The sequence below is a fragment of the Planococcus sp. CAU13 genome (assembly GCF_000775575.1).
Lineage (GTDB): Bacteria > Bacillota > Bacilli > Bacillales_A > Planococcaceae > Planococcus.
This window is the reverse complement of sequence record NZ_JRGN01000075.1, coordinates 1-15243: the sequence shown is the minus strand read 5'-3', so window position 1 is coordinate 15243 and position 15243 is coordinate 1. Positions and strand designations below refer to the sequence as shown.

Genomic DNA, 15243 nt, shown 5'->3' with positions numbered 1-15243 from the left:
TGCGGTTAGAACCAATTTAGTTGCGGTTAGCGCCCAATTCGTTGCGGTCACACATTTTTCATTCAAATTAAAAAATCAAAAAGCACCGCCGCAGCGATGCTTTAATCAAACCTCAAATACTTTTCTCTTTATACTGCAGCGATTCCACAATCTCTTTGCCGTCTTCATTCCATTTCAGCACGCGGTAATAAGCGTCATGGTAGAACGAGAAATAATAGCCGTTCGAGAGGGCTTCTTTCATCAGACGCTCTTTCGCGTAGATCGAGTCCATCGGATAATCATCGTAAGCCAGCACCCATAACGGATTCTGGTGGGCATGGGTCGGCATGATGTCGCCCATATGCAGCAGCGTCTCGCCGCCGCTTTCCAGTCTGATCACCGAATGCCCGTCCGAATGGCCACCTGTATGGATCATCGTGATCGCACCGAACAGCGTCAATTCGCCCTCAAATGTCTCCACCTGTTCCTGCACCGGCTCCCAGTTCTCTTTCCAGTAGGTGTTTCGGGAACGGATATTGGGATTGCGCATTTCATTCCATTCGACTGCTGATACGTAAATCTTCGCATTCGGGAAAGCCGAAACGTACTCATCACCCTGTTTCAACGTAAGACCCGCTGCATGGTCGCCGTGAAGATGCGTCATCAGGACCGTATCGATATCCGCGGCAGACAATCCCAGTTCAGCCAAATCCTGATCCAGCGAAGATTCCGCAGAAACGCCCAGATTCCGGAGCTGACGGTCAGTCAGTTTCCCATTACCAAGCCCGCTGTCGATCAAAATATTATGGCCGTCAAACTGGATGAGAATCGGATGCGTCGGCAATTCGATATTATTCTTTTCATCCACCGGATATTTCTTCGACCACACCACTTTCGGAACGACCCCGAACATTGTGCCGCCGTCCAGATTGGTAGTCCCCCCGTCAAGCCAGGTCAGTTTCATTTCATGAAAATCAAATCTGTCCATCATCCCATCCCCTTCAGCTTACGAATAATGAATTATGAATTATACTGCGCTTCCAACCGGTAAATCGGCTGGCCCTTTTTCATAAACTTCTCTTCATATTCCGTCATGATGTTCCACTCCGGTTCATTGGCGTGCAGATCCAGCGACACATCTTTCAACAGCATGCCATATTCGGAGATGCTCATCAGTGAAAACTCAAACAGCCCCCGGTTGTCCGTCTTGAAATGGATTTCCCCATTCTTTGGCAGCACCGTCTCATATAACTTCAAGAATGATTCATGCGTCAGGCGCCGTTTGGCGTGGCGCGTCTTCGGCCAAGGATCGGAAAAGTTGAGGTACAGGCGGTCGACTTCATTTTTTTCGAAAAAGTTTTCCATCTCCTGTGCATTGACGCGCAGCAGGCGCAAGTTCGGAATGCCGCCTTCTTCGTCCAACACCGTCTGCAAAGCCGTGACAATGACACTGTCAAACAATTCGATGCCGATGTAATTGATATCAGGATTCGCCAATGCCATTCCGGTGATGAAACGGCCTTTGCCGGTTCCTGCTTCGATGTGCAGCGGATTCGAATTGCCGAATTCCTCCTGCCATTTGCCTTTCAGTTTCTCAGGTTCCGGAATCACGATTTCCGGATGGGCTTCGATCAATTCCGCTGCCCATGGTTTATATCTTGCTCTCATTATTCTTTCCTCTTTCCATCATTTATTTACAGAATGCCAGCAGCTCGCGCTGACTGTATAGCTGACCCCGACGTTTGCATCGCTGCGTCCAGCGTTGTCGCCGTCGACGTGTCGGTATACCGGACGGTCGGTCGTCAATAAAAAATCGGTCGCCTTCAGCTGGTGGACTTCCTTGAAGCGGAGATGCTTCCCGCTGAATACCGTACCAAAAACGAGCAGCAGTTTCAATCGGGACAGGCGGTTGACAACGGTCAGTTCCAGAATGCCGTCATCCGTTACGGAATGCGGGGATATTTTCATGCCGCCTCCAAAATACGGCTGGTTGCTGACAGTCGCAAACCAGACCCGGTCATACTGTACCGTCTTGCCGTCGTGTTCGACCGTGAGCGTAAACAGCCGGAAGCTCAGCAGCGTCAAAATGACATAGATCAAATAAACAAGCTTTCCCATGCCGATACCATTCAGCCAGCGTTTGATAAGGGAACGATTGACTTTGACCGAAATTTCCGCGTCAAAGCCAAGTCCCGAACTGCTGACGAAATGATGTGCGCTGCCATCAATGAATTCGCCGAGATCCTGCCGCGAGCTGACTGGATTTTGAATGAATGCGGCGATTTCCCCTGCATCCGCAAATGAATGGAAGCCGCGTCCGAAATCATTGCCGGAACCTGCCGCAACAGAACCGATTGTCACAAGCGGTGCTCCGGCAGCCCCGGCGACCACTTCCCTCATCGTGCCGTCGCCGCCGAATCCGATCACCAAAACCGGCTCCGGCGAATTATGTAATTCCCTGACGAGCTCAAGGGCATGTCCGCTGTAACGGCTGACCGCCAGCTCAAAAGGGAAAAAGATCGTTTCTTTGAACTTCAGCCATTTTTTCATGGCATTGCCGTTGCCGGCGACCGGGTTGATTACAAAAATCGTTCTCATTTGACTTCGCCCATTGGCGTTCTCATACGCCATCCTTCAATTTATAAGTTTTTACTGCAACATAGCGTGGTTTGCCTGCAGGTTCAATCCGGAATAACGTGAATTCCTCTGCCCGGAAGCTATCCGTCTGAATTTGTGGAATCTGTTCCCAAACCTCTTTGCCTGACCATTTATTCGCCAGTGTAATATGGGGGACAAACGATTTATTATCCGGACTCAGATGGAATCCCTGCAATGCCTCCCTGACCTTCTCCTGCAAAGTGTTCAGCATCATATTTTCTTCCAGCGCGGCGTACACCACTCTCGGCCGCTCTCTCTTTCCAAAATAAGCGGTGCCGGTAATTTTCAGCTCGAACGAAGGATGCTCGATTTCCTTCAATGCTTCCGCAACTTTGCCGATTTCATCATGAGGGTCTCCGCCGATAAACAAGAGCGTTATATGAAGATCCTCAGCAAGCGGATAGCGCCTGTGACCCGACAGCCCCCAGGAATCACGCTGCTCCGTAAGAAACTCCGCTGTCTGCAGCGGAACTTTTATGCCAATAAAATAATGGTTATTCATTCTCATCACCTCTTTACAGTTTACCATTTAAACGCAGTCAAAAAAACAGTGTTCGGCAACTGCCGGACACTGTTTTCAACTATAAGTCCATTAAATTTGAACGCCCAGATTTAATTTTGCCTCAAAAGCCTTCTGAAGCTTTTCCGTCAATACGCCGCGCTCGCCATTGCCGATTTTATTGCCATCGATTTGTGTCAGTGGAATAATTTCCGCAGTCGTGGATGACATGAAGAACTCATCCATATTCAGTGCCTGACCTTTCGTCATCGGAGTCTCCTGAACAGTGATTCCGAGTTCATCACAAAGACCCAGAATCGTCATTCTCGTAATGCCGTTCAAAATCAGATTGGTCGCAGGATGCGTATAAAGAACACCATCTTTAAAGCCGTACATATTCGAAGAAGAACCTTCCGTCACCACTTCGCCGCGGTGCAGGACGGCTTCGAAACAGCCGTTTTCATAGGCTTCCTGTTTTGCCAGCACATTGCCGAGCAGGTTAAGGCTTTTGATATCACAACGGAGCCAGCGCATGTCTTCGATGAATTTCGCGTGCGCACCGTTTCTCATCAATTCAAGCGGTCGCTCAACCGTCTTGGTATAAGCGACCAGGACCGGTGAAGCTTCTGATGGGAATTGATGCTGCCGCACGTAAGACCCTCGAGTAATCTGGACATACACCTGGCCATTGTTGATTTCATTGCGCTCAACCAGTTCATACATCATTTTGTGGAACACATCTTTCGTATACGGCACCACAATCTTCACCTTTTCAGCACTGTCGTAAAAGCGGTCGATGTGTTCTTTGGCTGTATAGAGGTCGCCTCCGTATACCCGGATTACTTCATAGATCCCGTCGCCGAATTGATAACCGCGGTCTTCTTTTGAAATTTTCAGCTCATCTTCCTGAATAAACTCATCATTGTGCAAAATCCATTCCATTGCCAATCCCTCTTTCACTCTGGTTAGTAGTATTATTTGTGTTCAAGTCGTTCAGACAGGCCGAATATAAAATTATTGTTCGTTGCAGGCCAGCCGGTAAATCGCTTCTGCGTAAATTGCCGTTGCTTTTGTCAGGTTTTTGATATCCACAAATTCATCCAGCTGGTGGGCTACATCCTTTTCACCTGGAAACAGCATGCCGAATGCGACTCCTTTGTCCATCACCCGGGCATAGGTGCCGCCACCGATCGCCAGCAGCTCCGCTTTTTCTCCGGTCTGATTTTCATAGGCAGCCTGCAAAGTTTTGATGAACGGATCATTGCCGTCCACAAAATGAGGTTTGGAATTGGAATGGATATTCAGTGAAAAGCCTTCCACCTCAAAATCTTCCATCTTTTCATCGAAAGGATAGGAAATCGAATAGCGCATACTGACTTCGACAATTCCGCCTTTCTCCCGATTATAACGCATAATACCGGCATTGAATGTCGTATCACCCGAGGCCTCGTCCGTAAAGTTCAGCCCCAGCGCATGCCCTCTTGAATCGTTGCTGAAATGATCGGCAATAAATTCCGCGAAGGCCCTGCCGTCACCCGTGAGCCTGTCTTTCAGGAATAAAGCAAGCAGCACCCCGGCATTGACGCCGTGGTCCGGTTCCATGGCGTGCGCCGATTTGCCGTGAATCGTCAGCAGCACCCGCCCATCTTCCTCGATAACCGAGAAAGGGACATCAAATTTATTGGCGAATACTTCAAATCCATCTTTCCAGTCAGCCAGCTTACCGGTAACTTCCGCTGCTGCCAGATCCGGCACCATATTGGTCCGCTCTCCGGACTTAAAAGAAATCAATTGGTCTGCCTGCCCTGAATGGAATTGTGAAAACACCAGAGCCGCAATTCCTTTTTCCGCATTGATGATCGGGAAATCAGCATCCGGCGCAAAAGCCATTGTCGGCATTTCCTCTTTCTGAAAATAATTCCGGACACAGCGGAAACCACTTTCTTCATCCGTACCGATGATCAGCCTGACGCGTTTGTTGAATTTGACACCTGCGTCCTTGACCATATTCAATGCTGTCCAGGCGGCAATCGTCGGGCCCTTGTCATCAATTGCGCCGCGGCCGAATAATTTGCCGTCTTCAATGGTGCCGCCGAACGGATCTTTCGTCCAGCCATCCCCTGTCGGAACGACATCCACGTGCCCAAGAATTCCGAGCAGCTCATCGCCTTCACCGATTTCAAGGTGCCCCGCAATATTGTCCACATTCTTCACTGTGTAGCCGTGTTCCCGGCCTTTGTCCAAAAACCAGTCCAGAGCCCTTTTCACTTCTTTGCCAAAAGGAGCTTCCGGTGAAGCATCCTCACTGAGAACACTTGGAATCGCAATCAATTCCTGCAATTCCTTTAACATCTTTTCCTGTCTTTTTTCCGCTTCCAGCTGCCAGTCCATATATACACCCCGCTTTTATTACCCCCATTGTACACCTTTTTCAAGTTTTTAAAAGAAATACCGGTAAATTTTTCGCAGACTTTAAGAATAGTCAGATATTTTAATCGTATGTAAATTTAAGTAAATTCTTATAAAAACATGGATATTTAAACACTTTTTCGCTATAATCTAATTGTCAGATAAATTAGACTGGCAGATAGTCTTTTAGGGGGATGTCTCAAACACTTGCAGAAAACCAGCTGGGTATACCCCGGCAGCTCGTCCGCTAGTCTTTGCCAATGGGAAAAAAGATGAAGGAGTGGTTCTCTTTAATGAAACCTACCACGGATCGCATGCTCATTCGAATTAAAGATATGTATAAGTACATCCTTGAAAATGGGACTGTAACTACGCAAGATCTTGTCGATGAATTCGGCATCACTCCTCGCACCATTCAAAGAGATTTGAATGTGTTAGCCTTTAACGATTTGGTGACAAGTCCAGTTCGGGGCAAATGGACAACGACGCAGAAAAAAGTGAAAATGACATCTTAGAAGAGAAAAGCGGAAACAGCCCGTTCTGCTCCAACAGGCATAGGATGGAATAGCGGCGCGGTCTTGACCGCAGAGCTAGGCCGGCTTATGATCCGAGGAGCTGGGCCGCTGGAGTCTGGACAATTAAAGAAAATTTCTGCAATAAAAAATGACCGCCAGCGGATGGCGGTCATTTTTTCTCTTTCAATCCCGTTAACTCTTCTTCCGTCAAATAGCGGTATTCACCGAGTTTCAGGTCCGGGTCCAATTGGAGCGTGCCCATCGACAGGCGTTTCAGGTAAATGACGCGTTTGCCGACACTTTCGAACATGCGCTTCACTTGGTGGAATTTCCCTTCCGTAATCGTCAGTTCGATTTCCGACTCCTCGCCGCTCTTCAAAATTTTCAACGAAGCTTCTTTTGTCTTGTAACCGTCATCCAAAATGACGCCGCGGCGGAAAGCTTCGCCGTCTTCTTCCGTCACACGTCCTTCGATCCGCGCAAAATAGGTTTTATCGACATGCTTTCTCGGCGACAGCAGTTCATGCGCCAATTTGCCGTCATTCGTCAACAGCAACAGACCTTCCGTATCTTTATCCAGCCGGCCGACAGGAAACGGCTCGAAATGCCTTTCCTCATCACCGAGCAGATCGATGACGGTTTCGTCATATTTATCTTCCGTCGCTGAAATGACGCCCGGGGGTTTATTCATCATCAGATAGATGAATTCCACGTATTCGACTCTGTCACCCGCAACCGTGATGACGTCAGCCGCTTCGTCGACATGCTGTTTGGCATCCCTCACAACTTCGCCGTTCACTTCTACTGCCTTTGATTTCAGCAGAACTTTTACATCTTTACGGGAACCGAATCCCATATTCGACAAAAATTTATCTAATCGCATAGGTCCTCCTAGAAACCGAATTTCCGTGTAATTCTTGTCAGACGTTCACCGAACAATTTTTGGGCGATTCCGGTACGCAAAGCGATAAAGCCGTAAACAGCACCGCCGATTCCTCCGACAATGAGGATCCGTAAGATGGACTGGAATTTCGTGTCCATGCCGATAAATTGATCAAGTCCAGCCAATGTCCCTAAAACAACAAGTGCCATTACCGCATTCATCAACAGGATGAACAGGATGCGGCGCACGACAAGCGATGAACGGTATTGCATCGTCACCATAATGACACCCACGTTCATGGCGATGGCAACGGAGTAGCCGATCATTGTTGCGGCTATGGCTCCGTCCGTCTCAAACCGTGCAACCAGGGGAATGTTCAATGATAATTTCAGCAGCAGTCCTGTCAATAAATTCAGGATGATCCATTTTTGCTGGTTGATGCCCTGCAGGATGGACGCCGTTACCGGGAACAGTGCAAACAAAATGGCTGCCGGCAAGTAATGCGACAAAATTTCAGAACCGATTGGACTGTTTTTGTAGAAGATATGATAAAGTTCATCGGACAATAAAGTCATGCCGACAACCGCAGGCAAAGTCAGGAAAATGATGATCTGAAACGACTGGTCCAGTGTCCGCGTCAATGACTTCTGTTCATTTAAAGTGAAATATTTTGTGATTAACGGGATTAGCGCCATTGAAAATCCGGTTGCGAGCATGACCGGGATCATGACGAGCTTATGCGCCGTCAAATTAAGGATCCCAAGATAAAGGCTAGTGTTTTCCGCATTATCCGTCCGGCTCATCCCCATATTGAATGTCAGCATGTCTACAAACTGAAACAGCGGATTCGCCACACCAAGGAAAACGATCGGAATCGCATACGACAGAATTTCTTTATACATATCGCGCAGACGGACGTCGTAGGATTCAATCGAGCTGGCGCGCAGCAGGTCATATTCCGGCTTCTGTTTTTTCCAGTAATAGAACAAGACAAGAAGACCGCCCAGCGCACCGATTGCTGCAGAAAGGACCGCGAATTGAATAGCGGTCTTCGGTGTTCCGCCGAAAATGTTGATGACCACATAGGCTCCGGCGAGCAGGAAGATGATCCTGACAATCTGTTCAAGCAGCTGAGAAACCGCTGTCGGCATCATATAATTATAGCCCTGGAAAAATCCTCGCCAGAGACTCATGAACGGCACGACAATCAACGCAAAACTGACCCAGCGGATGACTTCTGCCACGTCACCCACCGTAAAGATCTTGTCTTCCGGATCAATGGTAATCTGAGCCAATACGTCCGCCAATGAATAAAGTGCAAGAAACGAAATGAAACCTGTGATCAGCATGGTCAGCAAGCCGGACTTTAAGAGCCTCCGCCCCGTTTCGTAATCGCCGAGCGAGTTATATTTCGCCACATATTTTGAAAATGCCAGCGGAGCGCCTGAAATGGCAACTGCCAGCATCAGGTTATAAGGGATATATGCATATTGGTACAGGACAATATTTTCTTCCCCGACCAATCCGTAAAATGGAATAATATAAATGACGCCGAGCACTTTTGAGATGAACATGCCCAGTGTCAAAATGGCCGTTCCTTTGATTAACGTTGACATTTTGCACTTCCTGACTAAATCTTGATAAAAAAACAATCTACCCGTTAGTTTACACCTATAATTGGAATTACTCAACGGATTTTGAAGTGATGGTGTATACTGAAATAAAAACGAAAGCGAGTTCTTCCTATTATGTATGACGTCATTATCATCGGCGGGGGTCCCTCAGGTCTGATGGCCTCCATCGCCGCCGCTTCACGCAACCAGAAAGTTCTATTGATTGAAAAAGGCAAAAAGCTCGGCAAGAAATTAATTATTTCCGGCGGTGGCCGCTGCAACGTCACCAACCGGCTGCCTCTTGAAGAAATTGTGAAAAATATTCCCGGCAACGGACGATTCCTCTACAGCCCGTTTTCCGTATTCAATAATGAAGACATCATTTCCTTTTTCGAGGGACTCGGTGTGGCGCTGAAAGAAGAAGATCACGGCCGCATGTTCCCGGTTTCGAATCGGGCACAGGACGTTGCCGATGCCATGTTCCGCGAAATGCACCGGCTCGGCGTTGAAGTTCTTCTTGATTCACCTGTCAAAAAACTTTTAATGACCGATGACAAGGTGACAGGCGTCCGGCTGCATTCCGGGCAGGAATTTACAGCCAAAGCAATCGTTGTCGCAGTCGGCGGCAAAGCCGTTCCTCAGACCGGTTCCACCGGAGATGGCTATCCATGGGCTGAAAAAGCCGGCCATACGGTAACCGACCTGTATCCGACCGAAGTGCCGCTCTTGTCAAAAGAACCTTTCATCGTCAGCCGCGACCTGCAGGGACTGGCTCTTCGCGACGTTGCAGTTTCTGTCCTCAATAAAAAAGGCAAAGTCCTGGTGACACATCAGATGGACATGCTGTTCACCCATTTCGGGTTAAGCGGCCCGGCAGTTCTCCGCTGCAGCCAGTATGTCGTCAAGGAAATGAAAAAAACGAGCGGTTCCCCGGTAGAGATGCGCATCAACTCGATGCCGGAAGAAAATGCAGAATCCGCATTCCAGCTTCTCTTTAAATTGATGAAAGACGAACCAAAAAAGGCAGTAAAAAATGTCTGGAAAAGTCTCGCGCTGGAACGCTGGCTGCTGTTTCTGCTGGAGCGTGCCGGAATCGATCCCTCCCTTACCGGCGCAGAACTTGCAAGCGACAAAGTTCGTGCAATGGCGGCACAATTAACTGCATTTACAATGGAAGTCACCGGCACTCAGCCGATCGAAAAAGCATTTGTCACCGGCGGTGGTGTTTCCATCAAGGAAATCGAACCGAAGACGATGGCATCCCGTAAAAAGCCGGGTCTCTTTTTCTGCGGTGAAATCCTGGATATCCACGGCTACACAGGCGGCTATAATATCACGTCCGCTCTTGTGACCGGCAATGTCGCCGGCAGAAGCGCGGCGGAGTTTGCCAAACAAGTTTAAATTAATGAAGAAAACCCTTCGCATGAATTTGCGAAGGGTTGTTTTTATGGGTACTTCATTAAAAATTGAAAACTAATTTTCCAAATAAATGATTTACTGTCCCCAGAATTAAAATACTGTCCGGCTGTTTGTTAATAAGAAAGTCGTTTAAAAAGAAACTCAGGAAGCCGTCTATACCAAGACCGTGTTTCACAAAGCAGAGAATAAAGTTGTTTAAAAAGAGCAGATACTTTATAGAAAATACCTGCTCTTACTATAGAACTTCCGATAAGATATCATATGTTAACTGATTTCAGGAAAGTGAATAGCGCAGAAAGTTTCGAATCAGGGATTTTAATTACTCTTTTTCAGTAATAGCTACTCCAGTTAAAGCATCGATATACCTGATGGATTTTCTTGTGTATTGATCACATCCTTGAAAGATGAGGATGTCGCCTTTTTCTTCTTCATAGCTTTCATTCCATGCCAATTCAAAATCCAAGTGATGAAGGAAAATGCCACTTGCTTCTTTTTTAGAAACAGCAGGTTCAAACGGAAGTTGCTGAAGCTCTTCAAGGTCAAAACTCGGGCCACTATAATTATCGATTTGGCCAGTCAGCCGATTAACAGCAACAAGTACTCTTTCTAAATAAACCGGTATTCCATATCCATTATGCACACGGAAAACAAATGACTCATGTGAACTCGTGTCATCAAGCTCTTCATCAGTGTGTATAATCAATTGCAAAAATTGTTGGCAGTTCGGTAGTACCATATGCAATAAATCAATGGCTTTTCGGTAACATTCTTCCCTGTTCAAGTTGAGATCTCCATGTCGTTCCTTAAACCACATAAAGCTTCTAACTTTCCCTGTTTTCTTCGAAATGAACGCTTTTACGGTGTCTTCATTGTGGTACTGAAAAAAGCTATTGATTGATAAATCGTTTTCTTCCTTCTCCCACTCCCGTTCCCGCCAGACGATTCCTATATCTCCTCCCAATTCGCCATCACGAACGATTTCCATTTCCTGAGTAACACCAATGATTTCTTCATTGGCAACATCTTTTCGCATGTGGATATGGGGCAGTGGCAGCGGTGCATAGGTTTCCTGACTGCCTTCATCTTCATCGTGGATGACCGTTAAGGTCGGTTCCAACACACCCGCTTTATATTTCATGAAAAAAGGCTCTATTTCATATACCAGTTGCAGACCATTTTCTTTTACATCATAAATAGCCGTATCCAAATTTGCTATAGTCAACTGAAAATCAAGGCGAGTTTTAACATGATCCATCAGTTTTTCTTTTGTAATCAAGGTAATCGGAATTGCCGGCTCCGCTTTTAACCCGTAATACTTAAAATTGACAATCTCTCCACTGGAAGCAACATCGATAAAACAACCTGCATTAGCTAATGGTAAGCCCAAGACGATTTGTTCATAGTGAAATCGATGGGAATCCATTATTTTTTTCGCTTCGCCGCAACTTAATGCTTCTAAGGCATCAGGATAATGGTTGCTTAAAAATTGATCCGCTAGCGCTTTTAACTGCCCTTCATGAAGAGTGACCTTCTCGGGAATAGTTTGCTTCAGGTCAATAGTTAAACTTGTTAGATTTCCGGCAAGATCCAGCGTAAGTGAAATTGTTTCCTCTTGTTGTTCGTCTACCCACCAATACATCGCTTCCCCTTCGCCATTTTCCCCTTCAAAATATTCTTCGATAGCCGTTCGAAAATGACCTGGAAGCTGAACGATTGTTTTTGCACGTTCTTTTAATTCCTGTCTAATCAAAGAAGTTACCCCCTGTGTTATTTAAATTTCCAATACTCTATTATTTTAACACGTAGAATAAAAAGGAAATTAATTCCCTATCTCACTTATAAGCTTGCATATAATAGACCATTTATAAAAGCACATTTCTCCAAACAAAAAAGGAAAGAAATTTCATGCAAAGTTCCTTCCCTTCCGATAAATTGATGATATGTAAACTAACTTTTTTTATAAAGCTTTTTACAATCAATTACTTGAATTGCTATTTAGAAGTTAATTGGAACCTATTAGTACAGCACAATGTCTTATTAAGACAAAGGAGGTTTTTCAAGTGGGCTTTTCTGAATTTATAATTTTGCTTCTGATTTATAGTGGACTTTTGATTTTCTTTTTGACCCCTTTTTCGAAACAAAATCAATCATACGATTATAGAGAACAGTTATCATTTAGTGCCGTTTTCAAGAAGAACTTGATGAAAATGATTAGTCATAAAAAGGCTGTATTTGCTTTGCTGTTAATTGGATTGACTTTAATAAGTATTCAAATCGGATTTGAAAGTGCAACATCGCATTATAATGCACACAGTGGTTACTCTCCGGTCAGCAACAATTTACTACCTATAATCCTAATGGTTGGTCTAGGTATATATACTGTCGCTCTTTTATTGGTTCTTGCATACACAAGAACTTCAAAAATTATAAAGCGTGCAAAGTGATATAGACATATAGAAATTCATTTAACTCTCAGAGAGGGTCGGTCCAGTATAAAGTTTGTTATGTATGGTTGGCATTGGCATACAATAAACCGTTCGTAAAAGTACGCATTTACGAAAAAAAAGATGAAACTTCAGTGAAGTTCCTTCTCTCATCAAGTTTTTATATACAGACTATGCACGTCACAATTCCGACTCTAAAACCTTACAGAATAATCTTTTGAATGTCTCATTTATCAAGCAAAACACAATTCCACTTAGTTTTCTAATCAAGTCATTGGAATTAAGATTTAGAATGTAACTTAATTAGAGATATATTACGTTTACAGCTGTTTAAGATAATAGATATTTTATTACTTATATGTTATATTTGGTGTATGGAAAAGTCGAAATGGACAGTCAATGCATATAAAAAAGACAATGGTAAAGAACCTGCTGCCGAGTTTTTAAATTCGCTGCCGCCAAAGGAAAGGGCCAAGGTGTTACGCACCATTCAATTACTGGGAGATTTTGGTCCGACACTGCGCATGCCACATAGAAGAACGATAGAGAAAGACATCTATGAGCTTCGCACGATTCTGGGCAGCAACATCTTTCGCATATTCCATTTTCATTACGAAAATGGAGAATTCATTTTGCTGAATGGTTTCCGAAAGAAAACCGGAAAAACACCGCAGGGTGAAATCGACCGTGCTAAACGCTATCGAGACGATTATTTACGACAAAAAGGGAGGGATTCGACATGAGTTTTTTGGAAAGCTACGTAGAAGAAAACCTAAAAGATCCGGAATTCGCCAAGGAATGGGCGGACAGTGAACTGGAATACACACTTGCTCGCAACATCATTCGCCAACGGAATCGACTAGGACTTACACAAAGTGAAGTCGCTTTGCGTATGCACACCAAGCAAAACGTGGTATCTCGCATTGAAAATGGAAGTCAGAATGTGACCCTGAAAAGCTTGAAATTGCTAGCTGCAGCCCTTCAGACGGATGTTCCTTCCCTGATGCAAGAATATGACGAGAAGCAAGACGAGCAAAAAACCAGTTCCGATCTAGTAAAAAGTTAACAATGGCACATGAAATAACCCCCGATTGGCCAAACGGCAGATTGGGGGTTATCTTTGTCTTTGAATGTAACTTACTTACCATTAAGTTATATTCGAAATCCTAGATAAATTCTTTCAATATCCTCTTCCTTTCAAAAAATAAAACTTTTTCAGAAAATAACGGATACAATACTTATATGTTTATCTCAAGTAAAGGATAGTGATTATGAAAGATTTGAAAAATCTACTCCCTAGAAATAAATATGATGTGGAACAGGCAAAAAAATTGAAAGATTTAGATAGGAGTCAGGTACTTCTCTTGTTGCCAGATCTTATTGGTTATACCCAAGATATAAACTGGCCGGTCGCACCAATTGTAGTGGAAACTTTATTAACGTTCCCAACTGAAATAATACCTTCCGTACAAGCTGCTTTAGCTGAAGATGACGATAATTGGAAGTGGTTTCTTTTAAACTACTTAGTGAGCAAACTGCCCTTAGATTCAAAATTCCATTTCAAGGGATACTTGATAAGGGTGGCAGAAACGCCAACAGAAAGTGAAATGGCGGAAGAACTGGATCACTTATCTAAAAGCATTTTAGAAACGATGTAAAATGGAAAGTTCGAAGAGAATATGAGCTATAAAAAAGAAAGGCATATGATTTGTCTTTCTCTTTTTTGTTTATGTTGAATGTAACTTATTTCACATTAAGTTACATTCACTTTCTCTTCCAAGCTGATCTTATTTAAACTCTTCAGGACTCCATATAGCGATTTCATTTCCTGGAACCGCTACAATTAACCAGTCGCCATCCCCTTGTCCATGCATGTCTCCAAGTTGCCAGCATTCATAATTTTCATCATACCCATTTACTTGCAATACCTTTCCGGACTCAAGCGAAATATACAAATGTGGCGACTCGTCTCCGAGCCAAACATTTTTTACTTTTTCTCTCCGGTTTCTCAAAAAAAGTTGAAACGACTCTTCATCGTCGAGTTCTTCTATGGTTTCTATAGAGGTCGTAGTTAATTGCTCATCGTTAGTAATAATTGCGATTTTCCTTACTTCGATAGTCAACGATAACTGGTCCGGTTCTTGCTCAGAGTAATGGGAAAAACAGACACGCACTATCCCTGGACCCATGCCAAATTGGAAACCATCAAGTTGACTTCCAATAAGCAGTTTTTTTAAAGCTCTCTCTGCGAAGTTTCTGTCTTCTCTTTTCATTTCTTCCCCACCCTTATTCATCACTTAGCGAATGTAACTTAACTGCACTTATGTTACATTCGAATACTTAACAATACTGATGTAACCCACTCTTCAAATGCTTCAAATTTTTAGTTGTGTAATGGTGGTTTTTGATTTTTTTATCTGAATTCTTTAAGGCTCACTTATTCCCATTGCGAACAAAAGTAGAAAGGCAAATATTAATGGAATCATATTCACTCCAATTCCCAAAACCTTCCATAGCAGTTGCTTAGACAATGCTGCAAATACCAGGCCAGTAAGCGAAAAGGTACTTAATACTACTATTGTTAAATAAATTTCTCCATCTGGTCCTCTCATAACAAAGAATGCAGTAATACTAATAACAAACATAAGTAGAGACAATAAACCAAACTTGTTCATTTTACTCCCCCTTAATTTATTTCTATAAGCTAACTTCACATGAATTATTAAACTAGTTTCTTATATATCATACCAAAATATCCCAATGTCTTTTGATTTTTTTATTTTGCATTAAAATCAAAAGCGTTCGTAAAAGTACACTTTTACGA

At 44.2% G+C, this 15243-nt stretch carries 17 protein-coding genes; 6 read left to right on the top strand and 11 right to left on the bottom strand.

All coding sequences use genetic code 11. The features are described from left to right. Positions 1–112: 112 nt before the first annotated feature. The 6 genes from KW93_RS03505 to pepV all read right to left on the bottom strand — a co-directional run bounded on the left by KW93_RS03505 (position 113) and on the right by pepV (position 5527). Positions 113–967 (bottom strand): YtnP family quorum-quenching lactonase, encoded by an 855-nt coding sequence (locus KW93_RS03505; RefSeq protein WP_033541584.1) that lies wholly within the window; start codon positions 965–967, stop codon positions 113–115. A 32-nt stretch (positions 968–999) separates the two neighbouring features. Next, positions 1000–1647, bottom strand: coding sequence for a tRNA (guanosine(46)-N7)-methyltransferase TrmB (gene trmB, locus KW93_RS03500; RefSeq protein ID WP_033541583.1), 648 nt, complete (start codon positions 1645–1647; stop codon positions 1000–1002). 18 nt (positions 1648–1665) lie between these two features. Continuing rightward, positions 1666–2577, bottom strand: coding sequence for a diacylglycerol/lipid kinase family protein (locus KW93_RS03495; RefSeq protein WP_033541582.1), 912 nt, complete (start codon positions 2575–2577; stop codon positions 1666–1668). A gap of 22 nt (positions 2578–2599) precedes the next feature. After that, entirely contained in the window at positions 2600–3139 is a 540-nt protein-coding gene (thpR, locus tag KW93_RS03490) for an RNA 2',3'-cyclic phosphodiesterase (protein ID WP_033541581.1), read from the bottom strand. 90 nt (positions 3140–3229) lie between these two features. After that, the gene (gene dat, locus KW93_RS03485; RefSeq protein WP_033541580.1) at positions 3230–4078 is read right to left on the bottom strand and encodes a D-amino-acid transaminase; all 849 of its coding nucleotides are present in this window, start codon (positions 4076–4078) and stop codon (positions 3230–3232) included. Positions 4079–4150: 72 nt separating this feature from the next. Beyond that, positions 4151–5527, bottom strand: coding sequence for a dipeptidase PepV (pepV, locus tag KW93_RS03480; protein WP_033541579.1), 1377 nt, complete (start codon positions 5525–5527; stop codon positions 4151–4153). 311 nt (positions 5528–5838) lie between these two features. On the opposite strand from pepV, the gene KW93_RS03475 reads away from it, so the two are divergent. After that, on the top strand, positions 5839–6060 hold the full coding sequence (locus KW93_RS03475; protein WP_033541578.1) for a DeoR family transcriptional regulator: 222 nt from the start codon (positions 5839–5841) through the stop codon (positions 6058–6060). 169 nt (positions 6061–6229) lie between these two features. Here KW93_RS03475 and KW93_RS03470 read toward each other — a convergent pair whose 3' ends face one another. Further along, positions 6230–6943 carry a pseudouridine synthase gene (locus tag KW93_RS03470; protein WP_033541577.1) on the bottom strand — a complete coding sequence of 238 codons (714 nt, stop codon included), beginning with the start codon at positions 6941–6943 and terminating at the stop codon, positions 6230–6232. An 8-nt stretch (positions 6944–6951) separates the two neighbouring features. Beyond that, positions 6952–8559 (bottom strand): putative polysaccharide biosynthesis protein, encoded by a 1608-nt coding sequence (locus KW93_RS03465; RefSeq protein WP_033541576.1) that lies wholly within the window; start codon positions 8557–8559, stop codon positions 6952–6954. Between the two features lie 132 nt (positions 8560–8691). Between KW93_RS03465 and KW93_RS03460 the strand changes: the two genes are divergently transcribed. Then, positions 8692–9957 carry an NAD(P)/FAD-dependent oxidoreductase gene (locus KW93_RS03460; protein WP_033541575.1) on the top strand — a complete coding sequence of 422 codons (1266 nt, stop codon included), beginning with the start codon at positions 8692–8694 and terminating at the stop codon, positions 9955–9957. 337 nt (positions 9958–10294) lie between these two features. On the opposite strand, the gene KW93_RS03455 is transcribed toward KW93_RS03460, so the two are convergent. Beyond that, positions 10295–11725, bottom strand: a complete 1431-nt coding sequence (locus tag KW93_RS03455) for a YcdB/YcdC domain-containing protein (protein WP_033541574.1) — start codon at positions 11723–11725, stop codon at positions 10295–10297. Positions 11726–12035: 310 nt separating this feature from the next. Between KW93_RS03455 and KW93_RS03450 the strand changes: the two genes are divergently transcribed. From KW93_RS03450 to KW93_RS03435, 4 genes are all read left to right on the top strand, one after another. Next, positions 12036–12419, top strand: coding sequence for a hypothetical protein (locus tag KW93_RS03450; protein WP_033541573.1), 384 nt, complete (start codon positions 12036–12038; stop codon positions 12417–12419). 374 nt (positions 12420–12793) lie between these two features. Next, entirely contained in the window at positions 12794–13162 is a 369-nt protein-coding gene (locus KW93_RS03445) for a type II toxin-antitoxin system RelE/ParE family toxin (RefSeq protein WP_033541572.1), read from the top strand. Beyond that, a complete protein-coding gene (locus tag KW93_RS03440) occupies positions 13159–13485 on the top strand; it encodes a helix-turn-helix domain-containing protein (RefSeq protein ID WP_052131451.1) in 327 nt (108 codons plus the stop codon). The genes KW93_RS03445 and KW93_RS03440 overlap by 4 nt, the downstream gene beginning before the upstream one ends. 205 nt (positions 13486–13690) lie before the next feature. Beyond that, the gene (locus KW93_RS03435; RefSeq protein WP_033541571.1) at positions 13691–14077 is read left to right on the top strand and encodes a DUF5071 domain-containing protein; all 387 of its coding nucleotides are present in this window, start codon (positions 13691–13693) and stop codon (positions 14075–14077) included. Positions 14078–14206: 129 nt separating this feature from the next. Here the strand turns inward: KW93_RS03435 and KW93_RS03430 are convergent, their stop codons facing one another. Continuing rightward, positions 14207–14692, bottom strand: coding sequence for a hypothetical protein (locus tag KW93_RS03430; RefSeq protein WP_033541570.1), 486 nt, complete (start codon positions 14690–14692; stop codon positions 14207–14209). A gap of 153 nt (positions 14693–14845) precedes the next feature. Beyond that, the gene (locus KW93_RS03425; protein ID WP_033541569.1) at positions 14846–15094 is read right to left on the bottom strand and encodes a hypothetical protein; all 249 of its coding nucleotides are present in this window, start codon (positions 15092–15094) and stop codon (positions 14846–14848) included. Between the last annotated feature and the right edge of the window lie 149 nt (positions 15095–15243).